Origin of the sequence: Mycobacterium gordonae, assembly GCF_017086405.1 — a bacterium.
GTDB lineage: Bacteria > Actinomycetota > Actinomycetes > Mycobacteriales > Mycobacteriaceae > Mycobacterium > Mycobacterium gordonae_D.
Window position 1 is genome coordinate 103,111 of sequence record NZ_CP070973.1, and the last position, 20,731, is coordinate 123,841.

The 20,731-nt window shown below is 66.2% G+C and carries 20 protein-coding genes and 1 pseudogene; 10 read left to right on the forward strand and 11 right to left on the reverse strand.

Annotation, left to right across the window (positions count from 1 at the left end; translation table 11 throughout):
* Positions 1–10: 10 nt before the first annotated feature.
* Positions 11–583, reverse strand: coding sequence for a UGSC family (seleno)protein (locus tag JX552_RS00485; protein WP_205875604.1), 573 nt, complete (start codon positions 581–583; stop codon positions 11–13).
* 115 nt (positions 584–698) lie between these two features.
* Positions 699–1,322, reverse strand: coding sequence for a TetR/AcrR family transcriptional regulator (locus JX552_RS00490; protein WP_205875605.1), 624 nt, complete (start codon positions 1,320–1,322; stop codon positions 699–701).
* 133 nt (positions 1,323–1,455) lie between these two features.
* Here JX552_RS00490 and JX552_RS00495 point away from each other — a divergent pair, with 133 nt between their 5' ends.
* Positions 1,456–2,901 (forward strand): FAD-binding oxidoreductase, encoded by a 1,446-nt coding sequence (locus JX552_RS00495; protein WP_205875606.1) that lies wholly within the window; start codon positions 1,456–1,458, stop codon positions 2,899–2,901.
* Between the two features lie 88 nt (positions 2,902–2,989).
* Positions 2,990–3,739: an enoyl-CoA hydratase gene (locus tag JX552_RS00500; RefSeq protein ID WP_205875607.1), complete on the forward strand. Its 750-nt coding sequence runs from the start codon at positions 2,990–2,992 to the stop codon at positions 3,737–3,739.
* Between the two features lie 18 nt (positions 3,740–3,757).
* On the opposite strand, the gene JX552_RS00505 is transcribed toward JX552_RS00500, so the two are convergent.
* Positions 3,758–4,159, reverse strand: a complete 402-nt coding sequence (locus JX552_RS00505; RefSeq protein WP_205875608.1) for a YchJ family protein — start codon at positions 4,157–4,159, stop codon at positions 3,758–3,760.
* A gap of 50 nt (positions 4,160–4,209) precedes the next feature.
* On the opposite strand from JX552_RS00505, the gene JX552_RS00510 reads away from it, so the two are divergent.
* Together JX552_RS00510 and JX552_RS00515 are read left to right on the forward strand one after the other, a co-directional pair.
* Positions 4,210–4,968: an SCO6745 family protein gene (locus JX552_RS00510; RefSeq protein ID WP_205875609.1), complete on the forward strand. Its 759-nt coding sequence runs from the start codon at positions 4,210–4,212 to the stop codon at positions 4,966–4,968.
* A gap of 143 nt (positions 4,969–5,111) precedes the next feature.
* Complete coding sequence (locus tag JX552_RS00515) at positions 5,112–5,999, forward strand: fructose bisphosphate aldolase (protein ID WP_277396020.1); 888 nt, start codon at positions 5,112–5,114, stop codon at positions 5,997–5,999.
* On the opposite strand, the pseudogene JX552_RS00520 reads toward JX552_RS00515, so the two are convergent.
* Positions 5,978–6,681 (reverse strand): annotated as a pseudogene (locus JX552_RS00520) (thiolase C-terminal domain-containing protein); the annotation flags it as partial. The gene JX552_RS00515 and the pseudogene JX552_RS00520 sit on opposite strands and share 22 nt — an antisense overlap.
* Before the next feature lie 295 nt (positions 6,682–6,976).
* On the opposite strand from JX552_RS00520, the gene JX552_RS00530 reads away from it, so the two are divergent.
* On the forward strand, positions 6,977–8,365 hold the full coding sequence (locus JX552_RS00530; protein WP_205875611.1) for an AAA family ATPase: 1,389 nt from the start codon (positions 6,977–6,979) through the stop codon (positions 8,363–8,365).
* 4 nt (positions 8,366–8,369) lie between these two features.
* Here the strand turns inward: JX552_RS00530 and JX552_RS00535 are convergent, their stop codons facing one another.
* The gene (locus JX552_RS00535) at positions 8,370–8,537 is read right to left on the reverse strand and encodes a hypothetical protein (RefSeq protein ID WP_205875612.1); all 168 of its coding nucleotides are present in this window, start codon (positions 8,535–8,537) and stop codon (positions 8,370–8,372) included.
* An 81-nt stretch (positions 8,538–8,618) separates the two neighbouring features.
* On the opposite strand from JX552_RS00535, the gene JX552_RS00540 reads away from it, so the two are divergent.
* Positions 8,619–10,088 (forward strand): amidase, encoded by a 1,470-nt coding sequence (locus tag JX552_RS00540; protein ID WP_205875613.1) that lies wholly within the window; start codon positions 8,619–8,621, stop codon positions 10,086–10,088.
* Between the two features lie 119 nt (positions 10,089–10,207).
* A complete protein-coding gene (locus JX552_RS00545; protein ID WP_241010802.1) occupies positions 10,208–11,311 on the forward strand; it encodes a GGDEF domain-containing protein in 1,104 nt (367 codons plus the stop codon).
* Here JX552_RS00545 and JX552_RS00550 read toward each other — a convergent pair whose 3' ends face one another.
* The gene (locus tag JX552_RS00550; RefSeq protein ID WP_205875614.1) at positions 11,312–12,226 is read right to left on the reverse strand and encodes a ribonuclease Z; all 915 of its coding nucleotides are present in this window, start codon (positions 12,224–12,226) and stop codon (positions 11,312–11,314) included. It lies immediately after the preceding gene.
* A gap of 18 nt (positions 12,227–12,244) precedes the next feature.
* Complete coding sequence (locus JX552_RS00555) at positions 12,245–12,847, reverse strand: TetR/AcrR family transcriptional regulator (RefSeq protein WP_205875615.1); 603 nt, start codon at positions 12,845–12,847, stop codon at positions 12,245–12,247.
* A 154-nt stretch (positions 12,848–13,001) separates the two neighbouring features.
* On the opposite strand from JX552_RS00555, the gene JX552_RS00560 reads away from it, so the two are divergent.
* Entirely contained in the window at positions 13,002–14,252 is a 1,251-nt protein-coding gene (locus JX552_RS00560; protein ID WP_205875616.1) for a cytochrome P450, read from the forward strand.
* Here JX552_RS00560 and JX552_RS00565 read toward each other — a convergent pair whose 3' ends face one another.
* Positions 14,253–14,789, reverse strand: a complete 537-nt coding sequence (locus tag JX552_RS00565; protein ID WP_205875617.1) for a TetR/AcrR family transcriptional regulator — start codon at positions 14,787–14,789, stop codon at positions 14,253–14,255.
* Positions 14,790–14,865: 76 nt separating this feature from the next.
* Between JX552_RS00565 and JX552_RS00570 the strand changes: the two genes are divergently transcribed.
* Together JX552_RS00570 and JX552_RS00575 are read left to right on the forward strand one after the other, a co-directional pair.
* Entirely contained in the window at positions 14,866–15,288 is a 423-nt protein-coding gene (locus tag JX552_RS00570; protein WP_205875618.1) for a hypothetical protein, read from the forward strand.
* A 73-nt stretch (positions 15,289–15,361) separates the two neighbouring features.
* Positions 15,362–17,158, forward strand: a complete 1,797-nt coding sequence (locus tag JX552_RS00575; RefSeq protein ID WP_205875619.1) for an acyl-CoA dehydrogenase — start codon at positions 15,362–15,364, stop codon at positions 17,156–17,158.
* 1 nt (position 17,159) lies between these two features.
* Here JX552_RS00575 and JX552_RS00580 read toward each other — a convergent pair whose 3' ends face one another.
* The 3 genes from JX552_RS00580 to JX552_RS00590 form a co-directional block, all read right to left on the reverse strand.
* Complete coding sequence (locus JX552_RS00580) at positions 17,160–18,497, reverse strand: cytochrome P450 (RefSeq protein WP_205875620.1); 1,338 nt, start codon at positions 18,495–18,497, stop codon at positions 17,160–17,162.
* The gene (locus JX552_RS00585; RefSeq protein WP_205878114.1) at positions 18,494–19,810 is read right to left on the reverse strand and encodes a hypothetical protein; all 1,317 of its coding nucleotides are present in this window, start codon (positions 19,808–19,810) and stop codon (positions 18,494–18,496) included. The genes JX552_RS00580 and JX552_RS00585 overlap by 4 nt, the downstream gene beginning before the upstream one ends.
* A 119-nt stretch (positions 19,811–19,929) precedes the next feature.
* A complete protein-coding gene (locus tag JX552_RS00590) occupies positions 19,930–20,685 on the reverse strand; it encodes a thioesterase II family protein (RefSeq protein ID WP_431196027.1) in 756 nt (251 codons plus the stop codon).
* Positions 20,686–20,731 lie beyond the last annotated feature (46 nt).

Genomic DNA, 20,731 nt, shown 5'->3' on the forward strand with positions numbered 1-20,731 from the left:
GCGCCACCGTTCATCGACCGGCGCCGGCTTCGAACATCGCCGCCTCCAAGGCGCCGTCGGCGCCGAACCAGATGCGACGAGCCTGCGAGGCCATCTTGGCGGCACAACTTTGCAGCTGTTCTGTGGTCAAACTGCTGATCGGGTGCTCGGTGACCCCGGGTGTCAGTCCCGGCATGCCGAGCAACTCGCATTGCAGCAGTGCCTCGAGTTCGAATTCCGATGTGACGAACGCGACGGTCGGGACTCCCGCTCGCTCGAGGTGTAATGCGTCGCTGATGCAGGCCGAATAACTCCAGGCGCAGTCACCGATTGCGGTGAGCGCGATGTCGTTGTCGGCGGCGATCTCCGCGACCGACTCGGAGCCGGCGTTGCAGGAGAAATGCGCCTTGTCGTAGTAGTTGACTGTTGCCAGGCTCAACCCGTGGTCGACCAGTTGGCGCACGGTCAGGAGCAGCAACTTGGCGGCGTTCCACTTGGTGTTGCACAGCACCCCCAGTCGGAGGCTATCGAAACTGGACCGACGGGGGGCCGTGGAGATCAGCGGCATCTTGACGACTTCGCAAGTGGCATAGGGTTCTTGCATAGGTTGCTCCTTCCTGACGAGCTACGGGAGATTCGTGCTTCAGCCGGCCACAACGCCGGCGCAATGAGGTGTGCGCTTTGTGCCAACGCATCGGGGATGCGTTGACGGCGCATAATCAGATCGCCGCGAGAATCGCATCGGTCATCAGCTGCATGCGATCTCGCACTTGATCGGTGGTCAGACTCCGGTCGCGCCGCAGCAACTTCCACGTGTAGAGATCGGTCGCCACCACCAGGGCATCGACAACACGGGCCCGCTGGGCCGGTTCATCTTCATCGGGCAGTCGGCTGCTGAACACTTCGGTGACCCACCGCCGATGTTCGATTCGTCCCCTGTCGCACATCGAGCGTGCCCGGGGATCGAAGTCCTCCTCGCGCAGCACACCTAGGACCATGTCCCCACGACGCTCGTAGTGTTCGAGCAGGACTTCCAATGCCCGGTCGCGGTCTTCGCTCGGGGGGATCCGCTCGACGAGTATCTCCTCGTGGACTCGCGCCCACGCGGAGGCGATCACCGCTTCCCGACTGCCGAAATGCCGCATCACCGTCTTTACCGTGACGCCCGCCCGTTCGGCGATCATGTTCAGCGTGATCGCCACCGACTGCTCGACGACGAAGCAATCGATCGTTGCTTGCAGTATCGCTTCGTGCGTCGCATCCGCCGCATCCTTGCGGGCGCGCATCTCGTAACCGCGCTTCTTGTTGTCATCCTGATCTTTAGCGTCCATAGCGATGTACATCAAAGCAGAAATTAGCGACTAGCGTAAAGGACATGAAAGCTACGTCACAGTGCCGATAAAGGTTCGGCCACGGTTCGGTTGTGCCGGGACGCGTCGCGGCACTCCGGCTCATCAACCGGGCGACGATGCCCGAATGACGGAATGCCCAGCACGGATCTCGCGTCAGACCTTTCTGCGCGGTGCCGCCGGCGCATTCGCCGCGGGCCTGGTGTTCGGGACCAGCCGGGCCGCCGCCGATCCCGCCGCATCCGGTTGGGACGGTCTTTCCACCGCGCTCGGCGGGCAGGTCATCCTGCCGGACAGTGCCCAGTTCGGCGCCGCCAAGCAGGTGTTCAACACCAACTACAGCGACTTGACGCCGGCCGCCATCGTCACACCGAGATCCGTCGCCGATGTGCAGAAGGCGATGGCGTTCGCCACGGCCAACAAGCTCAAGGTCGCCCCGCGTAGTGGTGGGCACTCCTATACCGGCGCCTCGACGGCAAACGGAACCATGGTGCTCGATCTGCGCCAACTACCGGGTGACGTCAACTTCGACGCGGCCACCGGACAGGTGACGGTCACGCCCGCTACCGGGTTATACGAGGTGCACCAGGCCCTGGCAACGGCCGGCCGGGGCATCCCGACCGGCACCTGCCCGACGGTCGGCGCCGCGGGGCACGCCCTGGGCGGTGGGCTGGGCGCCCAGTCCCGGCACGCGGGCCTACTGTGCGACCAGTTGACCTCCGCGACCGTGGTGTTGCCCGGCGGCCAGAGCGTCACGGCATCTGCCTCGAGCAACCCCGACCTGTTCTGGGCGTTGCGGGGCGGCGGCGGGGGCAACTTCGGGGTGGCCACCTCATTGACGTTCGCCACCTTCCCCACCCAGGACGTCGACGCGGTGAACCTCAACTTCGCCCCACAGGCGTTCCCGCAGGTCCTCGTCGGCTGGCAGAACTGGTTGCGCACCGCTGACCGGAACAGTTGGGCGCTGGCCGACAGCACCACTGACGCGACCGGCACCCACTGCCGAATCCTGGCGACCGGTCCGGCTGGTTCAGGCAATAGCGTTGCGGCCGCGATCATTTCGGCCGTTGGAGTGCAACCGACCGGAACCGAGAACCACACCTTCAACTACCTCGACCTGGTGCGGTACCTGGCGGTGAACAACCTCAACCCGGCCCCTCTGGGCTATGTCGGCGGATCGGACGTGTTCACGACAATCACCCCGGCCGTTGCCCAGGGGATCGCCGCGGCCGTCGACGCCTTTCCCCGCAACGCCGGGCGCATGCTGGCCATCATGCACGCGCTGGACGGCGCCATGGCCACCGTGGCTCCGGCCGCCACGGCCTTTCCGTGGCGGCGGCAGTCCGCGTTGGTGCAGTGGTACGTAGAAACCTCCGGCTCCCCGCAGGCCGCCACCAGCTGGCTCAGCACGGCACACCAAGCGGTGCAACAGTATTCGGTGGGAGGCTACGTGAACTATCTGGAGGCGAATCAGCCGCCGGCACGATACTTCGGTGCCAACCTTGCCCGGCTAAGCTCGGTGCGCCAGAAGTATGATCCGGCCCGGACCATGTTCTCGGGCATGAATTTGTAGCCACCGCAAAGTGTTTGAAAAAGTAGCGAGGTAAAGGAGACGTGGTGTTGCATCGATGCCTTCCCAAGACGGGCGCGGAGGTTGCGGCGTGATCGGACTCTCTCGGGACGCCGATGTGCTGACGGTCCGGATTCAGCGCCCGGAACGGCGCAATGCCCTCAACGCCGCGGTGATCGACGAACTGCGGGCGACATTCGACGGTGCCGCCCCTGACGGGGTGAAAGCCATCGTCCTGACCGGCGAGGGCAGCGTCTTCTGCTCCGGCATGGACCTGTCGGGGGCAGGGGCTGCCTCTGCGGAGAACCTCATCGATGAGCTCATGGACAAGGCCATAGCGCTCAACGCGGCGATCGACCACACACCGGTGCCCGTGGTTGCCGCCATCAACGGTCCCGTCATCGGAGCCGGGGTGCAGCTGGCCATCATCTGCGACCTCCGAGTGGTCGACGCCAACGCGTATTTTCAACTGCCAGTAGCCAAATACGGGCTGGCGGCTGACACCTGGACGGTCCGGCGACTCACCTCCCTGGTGGGTTACGGCCGAGCCCGCGCCATGCTGATGGCGGCTCAGAAACTCCCCGCCGACGAGGCGCTGACGTGCGGAATGGCGAACCGGATCGGCACCCTCGAAGACGCCCAGCAGTGGGCACACGAAATCGCCGGGTTGGCCCCGCTGTCGCTGCGACACGCCAAGCGAGTGCTCAACGACGACGGTGCCTGGGACACCGAGCGGCCCGTCCATCAGGACATGTTCGAGGCGGCGTGGAAGAGTCAGGACGCCGTCGAGGCGCAGGTTGCCCGCTTCCAGAAACGATCACCCGCCTTTCAAGGGCGGTGACAGTGCGCCCCTGAAACGTCAATCCAGCACATCGCCGTCGACGTACACCCAGCGGCCCTTCACCCGCGTGAATCGGCTGCGTTCATGCAGGATGCTGCGTACGCCGTGGCGCACATACTGGGCGCGGAACTCGACCACCCCGGTGGTGTCCGCGTCGGCACCGGCCTCGGTGTCGACGATCTGCAGCCGCCGCCACTCGACGTCGGTGTCCACCGGTAACCGCTTCGGTCGCGTGCCGGGATGCCAGCTTGCGAGAAGGTAGGCGGTGTCCGCCAGCGCAAACGCGCTGAAGCGCGACCGCATCAGGGCCAACGCGGTGCCGGCGTCTCGTTCGCCGGCATGCAACGGCCGGCAGCAGTCGGCGTAGCTGCTGCCTGACCCGCAGGGGCACGCGTGCGGGTCGCGTCTCTTGACGCCCATGAGCAGATTGTCTCAGGCTAAGTCCGCCCCAACGGCGAAGGAGGATTGCGATGACCGACACCGACATGGTCGAAGCCGCGCGTGCTGCAGGTGACCCGATCCAGCAGGCTGTCGCGGTGTTCATGCTGCACCCGGAGACCTTCACCGAGAGCATCGCGGCCGGCTATCAGAACCCGCTGGCCGGATATGTCGCCGGCCGCGGCGGCGTGCTGGGCGATGTCGGCGGCGAGACGGTCAGCGCTGCGTTCGCCGTGTTCGAGCCGAAGTCCCTCGGCGTGATGTGGGAGGAAGGCGTCGCGGTGCGCGGCGCGGCCGGCGCCGCCGAGGTGTATTGGCGACAAACCGCCGACTTCGGCCGCAAGTACCTGGCTGGCGCAGCGGGCCTGGACCGCCTGGCCGCGTTGGGAGAGAGGATCATCGCGGCGACTCCGGGCACGGGCCTGCCGCTGTATGCCGGTTGGCGCACCATGCCGCTGGCCGACGACGCCCCGGCCCGGGCCCTTCAGGTGATGTTCATCCTGCGCGAGTTGCGCGCGGCCGTCCATTTCAATGTCCTCGCCGACTCCGGGATCAGCCCCGTGGAAGCGCACATGCTCAACAAGGGCCCCGAGTACACCAGGATGTTCGCCTGGCCGGAGCCGTACGACGACGGCGCCGCGAAGAGGGACCGCTACGCCGAGGTCGAGGACGTGACCAATAGCCGCATGGCGGAGATCTTCGCGACCGCTCTGGACCGGGAAGAGGCCGACGAACTCGCCCGACTGAGCGCCGACGCCCTGGCGGCGATAAACGCCGGTGCTGCGGGCTGAGTCTGCCCGTCGGCGATTTTCTCGGCCAGCCTGCCCAGCTGGCCTTGGCCGTGCATGCACTGTTTATGGTCGTTTTGGTGGTCGTACTTCCGCGACGGCCGGGATGTCACCCGGCTGGCGGGAAGGTCAGGAGGAGGGGCGCGGTGAACGAGGAACAACGCAACGCGATGGCGTCGCGGCCGGGCTTTATCGCGGCGCTGGATCAGAGCGGTGGGAGCAGCCCGAAGGCCTTGAGGCTGTACGGCATTTCCGAGGATGCCTACGACGGTGACGAGAAGATGTTCGACCTCATCCACGAGATGCGGGAACGCATCATGGCGAGTCCGGGGTTCTCCGGCGACCAGGTCCTGGCCACCATCCTCTTCGAGCAGACCATGGACCGGACCATCGACGGCCGGGACACCGCGGCATTCCTGTGGGAACACAAGCGCGTGGTGCCGATCGTGAAAGTCGACCAGGGACTCGACAGCGCCGAAAACGGTGTCCAGCTTATGAAACCGATGACCAGGCTCGACACCCTGCTGGACCGGGCCGTCGAGAAGGCCATCTTCGGCACCAAGATGCGCTCGTTCATCCAGGAGCCGAACGAGCGGGGGATCAAGGCCATCGTCGATCAACAGTTCGACTACGCCTACCGCATCCTCGAGCGTGGACTCATGCCGATCATCGAGCCCGAGGTGAGTATCGAGAGCCCCGACAAGCCCGGAGCCGACAACTTGTTACTGGCGGCGCTGAGCGCGAAACTCGATGAGGTGCCGGGGGATACGCAGGTGATGCTCAAGCTGACACTGCCCAGCGAAGACAATCTCTATGCACCGCTGATCGCCCACCCCCGGGTGCTGCGGGTGGTCGCCCTGTCCGGTGGCTACAGCCTCGCCCAGAGTTGCGAGATCCTGGCGCGCAATCACGGTCTCATCGCCAGCTTTTCGCGCGCATTGACCGAGGGCCTGCTGGTCGATCAGACCGATGCGGAGTTCGACACGAAGCTGAGATCGAACATCGAACAGATCTACGCCGCGTCGGTGACGTAGCGTTTCGGCGCAACACCGGTCGGCCGGCTACCCGGCCGACTTTCTAGCACGTGCACGCCGCACGCCGAGCCCAAGCCGATGACATGGGCCAACCCCACCCTGGCATTGTCGATCTGGCGATCACCGGCTTGACCCCGAAGGTGGTGGCAGATCTCCCAGACGTTGGCGATACCGGTCGCCGCGATGGGGTGGCCCTTGGATTGCAGACTGCCGGAGACGTTGACCGGCGTCGTGCCGTGGCGCCAGGTGGCACCAGAGTTGAAAAGTCCGCGGCCCGCCCACTTCGCACAGCATCAGGTTGTCGTAGTGCACCAGTTCGGCGGTGGCGAAACAGTCGTGCAGTTCGACCAGGTCCAGATCATCCGGACCGATACCGGCCTGCTCGTGGGCGATTGCGGCAGCGTTGCGGGTCAGGGTGTTGACGTTGGGCAGCACCTTGGCAGCCCTCTTCGTACGGGTGGGTGGTGAGCACCGACGCCGAGACCTTCACCGCGCGCCGACGTTTGAACCGCTTCTGTTATGCGGCAAGCGGATTGAGCGTCGAGTAGGCATGGTTCTTCTCGCTGATCCGGGCGAACAACTCAAAGTTGGTGCCGCCTCGGTGCCGATCCGGCCGTCGACCGCCGCCGAGCAGCCCGGCGCCAGAAAGTCTTTCGACGCCGACAGCCATTCCGTAGGAGACATTGCATTCGGTCGCGACCGGCACGCGGGCGAGTCGGTCGCGAAGCAGCCGGCGCACGCATTCCGGCGATCGAAGAACCGGGCGCCAACGGTTGCACTCCTGGGCGACGAGGTGCGCCTCGTCGTCGTCGAGCACCAGGTAGTCGATCAGGCCGACCTGTCCGGTCATCGGAACCTCCGGCGCGTCGTCGGCCACCGTGGATCCTCGCACGGCTGGCCCGGAAAACCAGTTGACCACCTCCCGGTCAGCTGCGAAGGTGGACCGCTGCTGACCCAACGACACCCACGACAAGGCAATGACTCTCACCGATGACCAATTGACCGACCTGACCGCCGGGAGCACCGGCGGCGGTGCCGCGCACCGTCGGGTGATCGATGACGTCGGTGACTGGCTGGATGGCCTGGACTACGGTGTGCGTCCCACGCTACGCGCGCTCGGCGAGTTGCTCGTTGGAGTCGCCGAACGCGAAACTGCCGAGAACGCGGAACGATTCACCGCGCGCTGCCTGGGCGTGCCGGATTGTGGGTACCTGCTCGACGAAGCGCGTGACCTCAATCCGGTGTCCCGACTGACCGTCGCTCTGGCCCTCGCGGAATGGATCGAGGAACACGCTGCCGTGTGCGAGATCGGCCCCGGCGAGTACGCCTACCCGCCGAAATGGACGCAGACCGAGATCGGCGACCAGCGCTACCGCCATCCACTGTGTCTGCGCGTGCACTTCCCGGCCGGAGCGCTGTTGGCGGACGCGGGCTGCGTCGTGCACATCGAGGCGCGCGACGGCATCATGCATTCGGCCGAGGTGAGCGCATTCGTCACGCCGGACAACCAGGCACACGCTCGCGCGGTGCTGGATCGTCTCGCCCGCCGCGCCACCGAGCTGAACCCGTACCGGGGCCGCGCGGTGCGTGCCACCAACAATCACGGGCTCAGCTTCAGCATCATCGAGCTGCCGTCGACGGTCACTCGTGACACCGTCATCGTTCCCGACGAAGTCTGGACCGAGGTCGACCTCGGCGTCACCGCGGTGCGCGACCGTCACGAAGAACTGCGGGCACATGGGCTGGGGGCTCGGCGCGGTGTGCTGCTGTGCGGGCCGCCCGGCACCGGCAAGTCAGCGGTGAGCGCGGTGGTGGCCCGCGAAGTGGTCGGCGGCTTCACGGTCATCTACGTCGAGGCCAAGGCGGGCGAAGACCTGCTGACCGCGGTGGTGCAGGAGGCGCAACGTCTCGGCGGTCCGGTGCTGATCGTGCTCGAAGACGTAGATCTGTGGTGCCGTAGCCGCGGGTCGAGCGACGGCGGTCTGTCAGAACTGTTGCAGGCCATGGACATCGAAGCCGACGCCCGGATTCTGACATTGGCGTCCACCAACGACGCGGCGACCCTGGACAAGGCGGCGATCCGCACCGGACGGTTCGACTCGGTCGTGGAGGTCGGATACCCCAACCGCGTCGACGCAGCGCGCATCCTGGCGGCTCTGATCCGCGACATCCCCGGGGGTCGCGACGTCGACCCGGCCGCCGTCGTCTCCGCGCTGCCCGAGCGGACCAGCGGTAGCGACATCCGGGAAGTCGTCCGCCGGGCGGTGCTGGCCGGCGCTGACGGAAGCGTTTGTACTGCAACGCTTTTAGGCGAGATCGGCAACGGTCGTTACCGGGCGGCGGTGCCGGCAGGGCTCTACCTCTGAGCGGCTAACGCGTGGTTTCGTCGGCGATCTCGTCGGTTGATTGCCGGGACGCCGGCGCGTCCGGATCACCGTCTTGATGTTCCAGCCGGTCTTCTTCCGCGCGCTGCGCCGGAGTCGTCTCGCGGGCGTCTTCGGGCACCGGCGCGCTGTCGCTTGGCTGCTGGGGGTTCATCCAGTCAGGATCGCCGCATTCCCAGGTTCCGAAACCCGCGCCGCCTACGTGAAAGGCGACTGCGGGACATACGGTCAGGAGATGAACTTCGAGGAGTACCGGACCTATGACGCCACCGGCCTGGCGAAGCTGGTCGCCGATCGGGAGGTGTCAGCGGCGGAGTTGCTCACCCTCGCCCGGGAGCGGGCGGCGGCGGTCAACCCACGGATCAACGCGATCGTGCGCGATGTCCCGGCGTCCCCCTCGGAGGAGTTGGACGGCCCGTTCGCCGGCGTTCCATTCTTGATCAAAGACCTTGCCCAGGACTATGCCGGCCTACCCAGCTCGCAGGGGTCCCGGGCCCTGATGTCGACGCCCGTGGCGGAGCACTCGACCATCGTCCAGCGCTGGATCGATGCCGGCCTGGTCATCTTCGGCAAGACCAATCTGCCGGAGTTCGGTGCGAAAGGGATCACCGAATCGGAGGCGTGGGGCCCGGCGCGCAACCCGTGGGACACGCAGCGAACGCCGGGCGGATCGTCCGGGGGGTCGGCCGCGGCCGTGGCAGCCGGCATCGTGCCGTGCGCGGGTGCCAACGACGGCGGGGGGTCGATCCGCATCCCGGCGGCCTGCTGCGGCCTGATCGGCTTGAAGCCGGGTCGCGGGCTCACCCCGATGGGGCCGGCGACCAGCGAATCCATGCACGGGGCGGCGGTGCAGGGTGTGGTGTCACGAACCGTGCGGGACACCGCGGCGATGCTCGATGTGATCTGTGGTGGCGAGCCGTCCGGGCCCTACCTGCCCGCTCTGCCCGCCTCGCCCTTCGCGGCCGCCGTGGGACAGGACCCTGGAAGACTTCGGATCGGGGTGCGGGTGCCGTCGGCGATCACCCCCGTTCCGCACCCGGAAGCATTCGCTGCCGCCGAGGCCACGGTGCGGACCCTGACCGGGCTCGGACACCACGTCGAGGAGTTGCCGCAGGCGCCGTGCGACGACGCCGTCCTGGCCCGCGACTTCCTGCTCACCTGGTTTGTCCATCTCGCCTGGGACGTCGACGCGGCTAAGCGACTCACCGGCGCCGGTAATGCGGCGTTCGAGCGCGACACGCTGATCATCGCGGCTATCGGCCGGGCGACCAGCAGCCTCGATTACGTGGACGCCGTGGAACGGCGCCATGATCACACTCGTCGGTTGAGCCGGTTCTTCGACTCGTACGACCTGCTGCTGACGCCGACTCTGGCGACCCCGCCGCCGAAGATCGGCGAGTTCGACATGCCGGTCATGTTGCAGCGCGCGTCAGACGCTCTGATCAAGACCCGCAGCGCCGGCCTCCTGCGCTACACCAAGATCGTCGACGACATCGTCGAGAAGAACTTGGGCTGGGTGCCCTATACCCAACTGGCCAACCTGACCGGCCGGCCGGCGATCTCGTTGCCGCTGCACTGGACCGGTGACCGCCTGCCGCTCGGCGTCCAGTTCGTGGCGCCGCTGGGTGGAGAACCGCTGTTGATTCGTCTGGCAGCGCAATTGGAACAGGCAGTGCCATGGTCGGACCGGGTGGCGCCCCTATAGCCAATGCCGATCAGCCGACTTCAGGTGGTCGCCAACGCCACGGGTATCAGCAATAATCTGCGTGTCCGGCCCCGGGGCTAAGGGGATCATGGCGGGCCGGTACTTCGACTCTGATATCGGTGGTGGCGATTAAGCGGCGACTCGGGATTCTCAACCGGTGGCAGCGGGCGGATCAGTTTGACTGGCTGTCTGGCTACCTGGCCGCGCGCGGCATCAGCGGTGCCACCCGGGCCTTGATGGCGTTCATTTCGACGTCGCTGGTGTTGTGTCTGCTGGTGTTGCTGTCCGGCGCGGACGGCCCGCGCGGTGCGGTGCCGGTCGCCATGACCTGGGCTGCGGTAGTCGGCGGGACGGCCGGGGCGCTGCTGTGGATCTGGCGCTGGCCGACACGTGCACAGTCGCTGGCGTACGGTTTGACGTGCAACATCGCCGTCGCGTTGGCGTGTCTCGCGCATCCCAAACCGTTGGCCGCGTTGATCGGCTGCATCGCCTTCGCCACCTTCGGTGCGTACATGGCGTTCTTCCACACGACCGGATTCGTGCTGTACAACTTTGCGGTGGCCGCCGCGGTCGGCCTCTTCGAGGCGGGCCGGCTGGCGGACATGGGGCACCCGTCGCTGGCCGTGGTTGATCTGTGGCTGGTGGTCGAGGTCAACATCGCTCTGCCGCTGGCCATCGGGGTTCTGGTCCGTGCCTTGGCGGGCGATCTGCTGCGGGCCGACCGCGACCCGCTGACCGGTCTGTTGAACCGGCGCGCGTTCGCGCACAACGCGTTGGGGATGATGCTGGCCCGCCGGGGTATCGACGCTCACCTGGTGGTGTTGGTCGTCGATCTGGACAACTTCAAGGGTCTCAACGACAACCGCGGTCATGCCGCGGGTGATTACGCGCTGGTCCAGGTCGGACAGGCACTGCTGGCCGCCGCCGAGGAACAGGCGGTGGTGGCCAGAAGCGGCGGCGAGGAATTCCTGCTGGCCGGCACCGCGGCGAACTGCAACGCCGAGCAGTTGGCCAAACAGATATGCGACGCGATCGCCGGCTCGACGGTGGGAGTCACGGCGAGCATCGGCACCGCCTGCGCCCGGCTCGACGAAATCACACCCGGTGAACATCAGGCACTTCTGATCGACCTGATCACCGCTTCCGATGCCGCGATGTACCAGGCCAAGAGGCTGGGCGGGAATGGGTTTTACCACCACGAACTGTGTGCCGGCCAGGGCTGATCAGAGCCGCTCGGGGACCCGGATGCGGGCCAGGTCTTCGGCGATGACGAGGTCTCCGTCGAAAACCTCGGCCGCCTCGTCGTGGTGTTCCCGGGTGCTGGTGTACCGCTGCGAGAAATGGGTGAGCACCAGCCGCCGCACTCCGCACTCGGCCGCAACCCGTGCCGCCTGCCGCGCCGTGAGGTGTCCGTAGCGCGCGGCCAGATCCGAGTCCCGACTCAGAAACGTCGCCTCGATCACCAGCAGGTCCGCGCCGTCGGCCAGGGCGTAGACCCCGTCGCACAGCCGGGTGTCCATCACGAAGGCGAACCGTTGGCCCGGCCGCGCCTCGCTGACTTCCGATAGATCGACCGTCCGCCCACCCCAGTCGATGGAGCCGGCCGCATGCAGCCGGCCGACCGCGGGACCATCGAGCCCGAAGCGCTCCAACAGTTCGGGCACAAATCGACGACCGTCGGGCTCGATGAGCCGATAACCGATCGCATCGGTGGAATGCTCGAGCCGCCGCGCTTCCAGCACCCCGAACTCTCCCGCCGCCACCGGCCCGTCGACGGCGACGGGCTGCGCGCAGATGTCGGCGCGGTCGTGAAAGACGCAGGCGTGACGCAGGCGGGTGAAGTACTGCCGCCCGGAAGCCGGGAAATAGGCGTGCACCCGGTGCTGTGCCTCGTCCAGGGACAGGCGCTGGATGATCCCTGGGACGCCTAGGCAGTGATCACCGTGAAAATGGGTGACGCACAACCGGGTCACGCTGCTCATTGCTACGCCGGCGAGCAGCATCTGTCGCTGGGTGCCCTCGCCGGGGTCGAACATCAGCCCTTCGCCGTCCCAGCGCAACAGGTAGCCGTTCTGGTTGCGGTACCTGGTGGGCGCTTGACTGGCAGTGCCCAGCACGATCAGTTCGCGGGCCGACATGACGCTAAACCGGGCCACTCACAGCGTCGCCGCCGCTCCGAGTGAGGTGGCGGTCAGCGTCGCGACGATGCTGTCCTCGTCGGTGTCGATGTCTCCGTGCAGCCAGCCGATGATGAGCTCGGTCGTTCCGGCGACCAGCGCGCGGGTGGCGAGCACCCGGTCGACTCCCGGCCTGGGATCTCCGGTGAACGCGATCGCATGAGCGGCCATGTACTCACTGAAGTCGCGCACCGCCCGCTGTTGGCGTTCGCGTAGTCGCGGGTAGGCCGGGCACTCCATGTACAGCCGCGCGTCGGCTGGATCGGAGGCCAGGGTGTGTACGACCACCCGCACCGTGCGCGCGACGCGCTCGGTGAGCGGGGCAGCGGCCAGCACCTCCTCCATCTGCGCGTACAACCGACCGAACAGTTCTTCGGCGCACGCGTCGAGCAGGTCATCCTTGGTGTCGAACTCGGTGTAGAAGTACCGCTTGCTGAGGTTCGCCCGCTGGGCGACAATGTCGACGGTCAGGGGCGCCACGCCGCACTCGGCAATCAACGCACGGGCTGCCTCCACCAAGCGTGCGCGGCGGCCCTGCGAGCGCTGCTCAGGGCTCAGTCCGCCATAGATACGGCCGGTCATTACGACATCTTGACCCATTCGCGGGCACAGGCATAATCTAGAACTATAGCGTTCCACATCATACGAGGTGCTGCCGTGGCTGTTGACCCGCCCCGATCGTCGTCCACCTGCAGACGCTGACATCCCCCTGCTACCGGCACCATGAGGAGACACAATGAGCACCCGGACCATGGATGAGGCCGCACGGGTTCTGGCCGACCCCGCGGCCTACGCCGACGAGAAGCGACTGCACGAGGCGCTCACCCACCTGCGGGCGCACGCTCCGGTGTCCTGGGTCGACGTGGCGGGATACCGGCCGTTCTGGGCGATTACCAAGCACGCCGACGTGATGGCGATCGAGCGCCAGAACGATCTGTTCACCAACCATCCCCGCCTGCTGCTGATGGTCACCGAGTTGGAGGAGAAGCTGCTCGCAGACCAGGAGGCGGGGATCGGTCTGCGCACCCTGATCCACATGGACGACCCTCATCACCGCGACATGCGCAAGATCGGAGTCGACTGGTTTCGTCCAAAGGCGATGCGGGCCTTGAAAACCCGCTGTGACGAGCTGGCCAAGATCTACGTCGACAAGATGCTCGAGCGCGGGTCGGAGCTGGATTTCGTGCAAGAGATCGCGGTGAATTACCCGCTCTACGTGATTCTTTCGCTACTCGGCCTGCCGGAGTCGGATTTCCCGCGCATGCTCAAGCTCACTCAGGAGATGTTCGGTGGTGACGACACCGAACTGCGCCGTGGCGAGGTCAACACCGACGTCCTTGCGACACTGCTGGACTTCTTCAACTACTTCTCCGCATTGACCGCAGCACGCCGGGAGCATCCGACCGAGGACCTGGCATCAGCGATCGCCAACGCCACCATCAACGGCGAGCCGCTGTCCGACATGGACACCATCTCCTACTACGTGATCGTGGCCAGCGCCGGCCACGACACCACCAGTGCCGCGATTTCCGGCGGACTGCTGGCGCTGTTGGAGAATCCCGGTGAGCTCCGGCGACTGCAGCAGGACACCGGGCTGATGGGCACGGCGGTCGAGGAGATGATCCGCTGGGTGGTGCCGGTCAAGGAGTTCATGCGCACCGCGCAGGCCGACACCGAAGTGCGCGGTGTGCCGATCGCGAAGGGCGAATCCGTGCTGCTGTCTTACGTTTCGGCCAACCGGGACGAAGAGGTGTTCACCGACCCGTTCCGGTTCGATGTCGGACGCGACCCCAATAAGCATCTGTCGTTCGGACACGGCGTGCATTTCTGCCTGGGCGCCGCGCTGGCCCGCCTGGAGATGAACAGCTTCTTCTCTGAACTGATACCGCGCATCAAATCCATTGAGATGGCTGATGATCCGCAATTGATCGCCACTACCTTCGTCGGCGGCCCCAAGCACCTGCCGATCAGGTACTCGCTGAGGTGATCAGCGGACCCCGAGAACTTTGGCAGCGCGATCTGCGGCCGTCGGCCCGGCGAGTTGTCGCAACAACAACATCCCGTCGATGAGTGCCAAGCTCGCCTCGGCTTCGGCGCGCCGCCGCTTCGTGGTTCCGGTGAAAAACCGTGCCAACCAGTCGATCCAGCCTTCGGTGAGCGGAGCGGCGAGGTCGTGGTACGGCGTCACACCGGCGGCGGCAAGTCCGCACACCTCGAAGTAGACCGCGAAGAGCGGATCGAACTCGTCGGTGGCCAGGACCTTGAAGGCGGTGCTGACCAGCTGGCGATGGCCGTCAGCGGGTTCGGTCAGTGCACGGGCCAGTGTCTGCTGCAGCCTGTTGCCGATCTCGACGAGGACGTCGGTGACGAGGGTGGTCTTACTGGGAAAGTAATAGACGATCATGCGGTCGCTGGTGCCGAGGTGTCTGGCCAGTCCGCCGAAGGTCAGCGAGCTGAGCCCGCCGGTCAGCGCCATCCCGACGGCATCGTCGAGGATCTGTTCGCGCGTGTACTTGTGCCCCATGTGGCCTTGATTGTAGTCCCGACTACAGGTTAGATACGTTTGTAGTTGACACTACAAAAGAAAGGTCAGGTCTCCAATGACCGCATCCTTGACCGGCAATCAGAACCGCGCCGCCACCGCGATGTCCGTGATGCGGATGTTCGCCGGCGGAATCTCCTGGGCAACACCACCACTCAGTTCTCGGGTGTTCGGGCTCGGCAAGTTGCCCCCCGACGCCAGCGTCGGACTGGTCACCCGACTGTTCGGGGTGCGGGACCTTGTGCTGGGTGCTGCCCTGCAGCATCCCGAACCAGCCATCCGCAAGGCGGTGCTGCAGGCGGGTCTGGTCTGTGACGCGGCCGATGTCACCGCGTCGCTGATCGCCCTGCGAGCCGGAGCGCCGAAGACCATGCTGATGGGCGTGACCGCTGGTGCCGGGCTGTTCCTCGTGCTGGGTGCGATCGCGCTGCGAGGCGACGCGCCGAGTGGGAATTCGACGACGGTGGGCCAGCCCAATTAGCTCACGTGAGTTCTCTGTCACCGTACGCTCGCTGGGGTAGGCAGGTAGGAAGGCGAAGACGGGAGGACAACCCATGGCGTCCAATCTGCTGTCCCGGCGTGACTTGGATTTTCTGCTGTTCGAGTGGCTGCGGGTCGACGAGCTGCCGGCCCGGGAGCGCTTTGCGGAACATTCCCGGGAAACGTTCTCGGCGCTGCTGGATCTGTGTGAAGAACTTGCCACCCGGTATTTCGCCACACATAACAAGAAGAACGACGCGCACGAGCCCAGCTTCGACGGGGAGCGGGTCAGCGTGATCCCCGAGGTGAAGCAAGCGTTGGATGCGTTCGCCAAGGCCGACCTGTTGGCGATGAGCATGGATCATGCGCTGGGTGGATGGCAGCTGCCCACCGTCGTGGCGGGCGCCGGACTGGCGTGGTTTCACGCTGCCAACGTGGCGACGGCCGGTTATGTGCTGTTGAGCCTGGCGAACGCGAATCTCCTGGCGAACTACGGGACTCCCGAACAGATCGAGCGCTTCGTCAGGCCGACCCTCGCCGGTCGCTTCACCGGCACCATGTGTCTCTCGGAGCCGCAAGCGGGGTCGTCGTTGGCCGACATCACTACCCGCGCCGAACCCCAGGACGACGGTAGCTATCGCCTGTTCGGAGCCAAGATGTGGATCTCCGGCGGTGATCACGAAGTGGCAGAGAACATCGTGCACCTGGTGCTGGCCAAGATCACCGGCGCACCGGCGGGCACCCGGGGCATTTCGTTGTTCATCGTGCCGAAGTTCCTGGTCGGGGACGACGGCGGTGTCGGCGAACGCAATGACGTCGTGCTGGCCGGCCTCAACCACAAGATGGGATATCGCGGCATAACCAACACCGCATTGAATTTCGGGGAAGGCCGGCATCAGCCCGACGGTCGGCCGGGGGCGGTCGGCTATCTGGTCGGTGAACCGCACCGGGGCCTTTCGTACATGTTCCACATGATGAACGAGGCGCGGCTGGGCGTCGGGCTAGGGGCGATCGCCCTGGGTTACACCGGCTATCTCAAGGCGCTGCAGTATGCGCGTGAGCGGCCGCAGGGCCGGCCGGTGACCGGCAAGGACCCTGCCATGCCTCAAATTCCGATCATCGGGCATGCGGACGTCAAACGAATGTTGTTGGCGCAGAAGTCTTACGTTGAGGGCGCTCTCGCGCTGGCCCTGTACTGCGCCCGGCTCGTCGATATCCAAAGCAGTCCCCGGTCTCCCGAGGAGGGCGAATCCGCTGCGCTGCTGCTGGATATCCTCACCCCGGTGGCGAAAAGCTGGCCGTCGCAGTGGTGTCTGGAAGCCAACAATCTGGCGATCCAGGTGCATGGCGGCTACGGTTACACGCGCGAATACGACGTGGAGCAGCACTACCGCGACAACAGGCTCAACCCCATCCACGAGGGCACCCATGGGATTCAGAGCCTGGATCTATTGGGCCGCAAGGTAACCCAGCGCGGCGGTGCCAGCCTGGTGGAGTTGACGAAAACCGTTGCCGGCACCGTGTCGCGTGCGGGCGCGCTCGCGGGCGAGCCCGCCGCGATGGCGAAACAACTCGATGAATCCTGGCAGCGGCTGGTCAGCGTTACGGCCTCGATGTTTGCAGCCGGTGACGTCGACGCCGCGCTGGCCAACAGCGCCGTATATCTGGAAGCATTCGGCCATCTCGTCATCGCCTGGGCGTGGCTGGAGCAGCTTGTCGCTGCGCACGGCCGCTCCGGTGACTTCTACGACGGCAAACGCTACGCCGCGCGGTACTTCTACAACTACGAACTACCGAAAACCGCTCCGCAACTTGATCTTCTGCAAAGCCTGGACCGGACCACCTTGGAGATGCGCGACAATTGCTTCTGACCTAGGTGGCCGCCGCCGCTCGCCGATGCACGATGACGCGCCCGCCGCCGCTGGGCAGGTATCCGAGTCCGCCGGTCCGCATCTTCTCCGCCGGCCCGGCGACCGGTCGAATCTCCAAATGGCGCAGCACTGTCCGCAGCACCACGTCCATCTCCATCTTGGCGAACGCGGCACCCGCACAGCGCCGCGTTCCGCCGCCGAACGGGATCCAGGCGAACGGGGACGGTTTGCCCTCGATGTAGCGTTGCGGCTCGAAGCTTTCGGGTTCGGGAAACGCCTCGGAGTTGTTGTGGCACTGGGAGATGCTGACGACGATCGAATATCCGGCCGGGACGAGGTGCGAGCCCAGCTCGAAGGCCGAATCCCGAACCCGCCGGCCGGAGAAATCGATGACCGAGCGGGTTCGCTGCACTTCGTATATCGCCGCGTGGCGCAGCACATTGTCTGAGGTCTCGGCCTCGGCGACGAGCGCGGCGAGTACCTCGGGCTGGCGGCTGAGGCGCTCGAACGCCCACGCCAAGGTGGTCGCGGTGGTTTCGTGTCCGGCAACCAGCAGGGTCAGCAGGTCGTCGCGGATGTCCTTGCGGGACATGACCGAACCGTCGTCGTAGGAGCTGGCGAGCAGCAGCGAAAGAATGTCGGTGTGCTCGGCCGACTCCGGTCGCCGCTGTGCACGGTCGATCAGCCGGTCGATGACCACGTCGTACCTATTGCGCCAGGCGGCCAGTCGGCCCCACGGCGTGTAGCGCCCGTAGGTCCGCTGTGGCATCGGCAGGGTCGACAGCCGCGATCCGAGCTTGGCCCACGGCACGATGACCCGCCGCAGTTCGTCGAAGTCGTCGCCTTCGGCGCCGAAGACCGCCCGCAGGATGACGTTCAGCGTGATCGCCTTCATCGCCGGCAGGGTCGCGAACTCGGTTCCCTCCGGCCAGTTCTGGATCTCCCGGATCGTCTCCAGCTCGACGATCCGCTCGAAGTTCTTCATGTTGGCCGCATGGAAAGGCTGCGCCAGCAGCTTCCGCCGGCGCCGGTGCTCGGGCCCTTCGAGGCCGAAGACGGAGCCAGAACCCAGTAGCCGGCTCAGGTTGGGCTGGATGGCACCGAGATTGTCGGCCCGACTCATGTAGACCTGCTTGGCCAGCTCCGGTTCGGTGACCACCACCAGCCGTCCGAAGACGGGCAGGTGCAGCGTGAATGCGCCGCCGTATCGCCTCACCAGCCACTGCGTGGTTCGTCGCCGCGCGGTGAAGAAGGCAATGCCCTGCAGCGCCCGGGGAATCACCTGCGGCGGTCCCGGCGGTAACCCTAGGGCTGGAACATTGTTGGCAACGCTGGTCATTCGATCACCCCGTCGAGGCCGAACTCGCCCAGGGTGCTCGACACCAGTTGGCGCAACATCGGCTTGGTAGTAGTGCCGCCGGGCTGGTATGCACCGACGGTGACGCACATCTTGCCGCCGATCCGCAGAAACCACAGCGCCAGTTCGCCGTTGGCAGTCTCGAGATCTTGGCGCAGCACCCGCTGGATCACCCCACGTCCGAATGCGTACTCCGCCGGGGTGCCGTCAGGGCAACCTGCCATCGGGGGCAGCTCGCCCAAACTCGACGAGGCCACGGGAAGATCGCCGAATGCGAATTCCGCTTGCGCCGCTTGCCTGAGCACCCGCCGGGGGAGGAAGGGCACCAGTGGCGTGACCGGGAGCGTGGGAGACGCCTGCTCCGGGTTCTCCCGCAATGTCTCGAATGTGTTCTTGATCGCCGCGCGGGTGTCGGTCAGGTCAGCGGTGACCCGGGTGGGATCGATGCCGATACTGACGAACGACAGCGTGTTGGCGCGGGTGTCGTGATCGGTGCGGTCGCTGAGTGGGACCTGCAGGCTGACGACGCCGTCACGGAGGCGCCGGCGGCCCAGCCGCTCGCCGAGTTTGGCTGCCAGGCCCGCGGCCAGGTGGTGACTGGCGCCGCCCAGGGCCTGGGCGCGAGCATCCCAATCATCGACGTCGATGTGGATGACGACCGCGGGAACGGCGATCCTCTGGTCGGGGCCGGACCGCTCGACCATGGTGTGCTGCCGAGCCACGACAGGTCGGGACGGGTCCCGCCTGCGCTGACGCGAAAGTCGCACCGCCGCGCCGAGGGCACGTGCGGCGTCCGGAACATCGCGAACGGTCTGGCGGGTGTCTTGTCGTAGCGCCTGTAATCGGCTCCGCGAGCACGGCGGTGGGTAGCCGAGATCGTGTCCCTGTCCGGCGGCCGCGTCGGCGACCGCGCGAACCACTCCTAGGCCGTCGATCAGACAGTGTGAGGCCACCAGACTCACCACGGTCGTGCCGTCCGTCAGGGGCACAACACCGAGATGCCAACCGGGACCATGCTCCGGGTCGATTGGCAACCGGGCCCGGGTGTCGATCCAGTCACCGAGTTCGGCACGCGGCCGGGCGTATTCATCGATATCGAGGGCGGCCGGCCACCTGTCCTGGACCCAGCGGCCGCGCGCGAAGGGGAGGGGAGAACGCTCGATGCGGCGCCCGAGCAGCCCGTAGCCGAGATTGTGGTGGAACCTGCGCAACGCCTCCACATCGACAGGGTGCTCGTACAGCCAGACGCACTGGACGACAGCATCACGTTCCAGGGCACGCAATGTGCAGAACATCGCCTGATCCGCCGGCGACAGCTGATTATCCTGTGGCACTGCATGTTTCGACGCGTCTGCCGTTGGTTCCGCAATTGTGTGAACTCGCACTGGTGAAGTCTCCGATCGGTTGTCTGGGCTCACACATCGGTGATGACGCGATTTGCGGCGGTATTGGTGTGTTCGTTGATGAAGAAGTGTCCACCGTCGAAGAGGGACATTCCGAACGAGCCGTTGGTGTGGTGTGCCCACTGTCGCAAGGATCCGGCTTCGACCCGGTTGTCGCTGCGCCCCCCGAAGGCGTGGATGTCCGCGCGGATGCGCACCCTTTCGCTGCACTCGTAGCGGTTGATCGCCTCGTAGTCGCACCTGGCCGCCTCGGCCACCAGCTGCGAGAACTCCTCGTCGGCCAGCAAGCGCGGATCGGTGCCGCCGAGTCGGGCGAGGTCGGCGAGCAGTTCGCTGGTGCTGGTGGGCATTGCGGGTAACGCGGCCACCGACGACGGCACCGGCCCCGCGGACACCCACAACTTGTGCACGGCGATCCCGCGCCGCTCGGCGATCCGGGCGAACTCGAACGCGACCAGCGCTCCCATACTGTGCCCGAACAACCGCAGCGGCGCCGCCCGGTGCCAGGGCCCGGCCTGGAACAGTTCGCGAGCCAGGTCGTGAATCGTCTCCGGCGCGGGATGATTGAGCCTCTCGGCCCGCCGGGGATACTGCACGACGAACGTGTCGCCACCAGCAGCCAGCGCCGTCGCCAATGTCCGGTAACTGGATGCGGCCGCGCCGGCGTGCGGGAACACTACGATCGCCCCCGACTGAGTCCGACCGGCGGGCCCGGGCTGGCGCTTGATCCACGGCGCGAAATCGCTTGTGGGTGCCGGGCGCTGAATGAAGCTCCCGCTCGTTCGACGCACCGCGTCGGTCGTTCGACCGAAT

What these genes read in the sequence shown, in the direction of transcription:
- JX552_RS00485 (WP_205875604.1), bottom strand. Translation starts at nt 583, where the DNA reads ATGCAAGAACCCTATGCCACTTGCGAAGTCGTCAAGATGCCGCTGATC.
- JX552_RS00490 (WP_205875605.1), bottom strand. Translation starts at nt 1,322, where the DNA reads ATGTACATCGCTATGGACGCTAAAGATCAGGATGACAACAAGAAGCGC.
- JX552_RS00495 (WP_205875606.1), top strand. Translation starts at nt 1,456, where the DNA reads ATGACGGAATGCCCAGCACGGATCTCGCGTCAGACCTTTCTGCGCGGT.
- JX552_RS00505 (WP_205875608.1), bottom strand. Translation starts at nt 4,159, where the DNA reads ATGGGCGTCAAGAGACGCGACCCGCACGCGTGCCCCTGCGGGTCAGGC.
- JX552_RS00510 (WP_205875609.1), top strand. Translation starts at nt 4,210, where the DNA reads ATGACCGACACCGACATGGTCGAAGCCGCGCGTGCTGCAGGTGACCCG.
- JX552_RS00530 (WP_205875611.1), top strand. Translation starts at nt 6,977, where the DNA reads ATGACTCTCACCGATGACCAATTGACCGACCTGACCGCCGGGAGCACC.
- JX552_RS00535 (WP_205875612.1), bottom strand. Translation starts at nt 8,537, where the DNA reads ATGAACCCCCAGCAGCCAAGCGACAGCGCGCCGGTGCCCGAAGACGCC.
- JX552_RS00540 (WP_205875613.1), top strand. Translation starts at nt 8,619, where the DNA reads ATGAACTTCGAGGAGTACCGGACCTATGACGCCACCGGCCTGGCGAAG.
- JX552_RS00550 (WP_205875614.1), bottom strand. Translation starts at nt 12,226, where the DNA reads ATGTCGGCCCGCGAACTGATCGTGCTGGGCACTGCCAGTCAAGCGCCC.
- JX552_RS00555 (WP_205875615.1), bottom strand. Translation starts at nt 12,847, where the DNA reads ATGACCGGCCGTATCTATGGCGGACTGAGCCCTGAGCAGCGCTCGCAG.
- JX552_RS00560 (WP_205875616.1), top strand. Translation starts at nt 13,002, where the DNA reads ATGAGCACCCGGACCATGGATGAGGCCGCACGGGTTCTGGCCGACCCC.
- JX552_RS00565 (WP_205875617.1), bottom strand. Translation starts at nt 14,789, where the DNA reads ATGGGGCACAAGTACACGCGCGAACAGATCCTCGACGATGCCGTCGGG.
- JX552_RS00570 (WP_205875618.1), top strand. Translation starts at nt 14,866, where the DNA reads ATGACCGCATCCTTGACCGGCAATCAGAACCGCGCCGCCACCGCGATG.
- JX552_RS00575 (WP_205875619.1), top strand. Translation starts at nt 15,362, where the DNA reads ATGGCGTCCAATCTGCTGTCCCGGCGTGACTTGGATTTTCTGCTGTTC.
- JX552_RS00580 (WP_205875620.1), bottom strand. Translation starts at nt 18,497, where the DNA reads ATGACCAGCGTTGCCAACAATGTTCCAGCCCTAGGGTTACCGCCGGGA.
- JX552_RS00585 (WP_205878114.1), bottom strand. Translation starts at nt 19,810, where the DNA reads ATGTTCTGCACATTGCGTGCCCTGGAACGTGATGCTGTCGTCCAGTGC.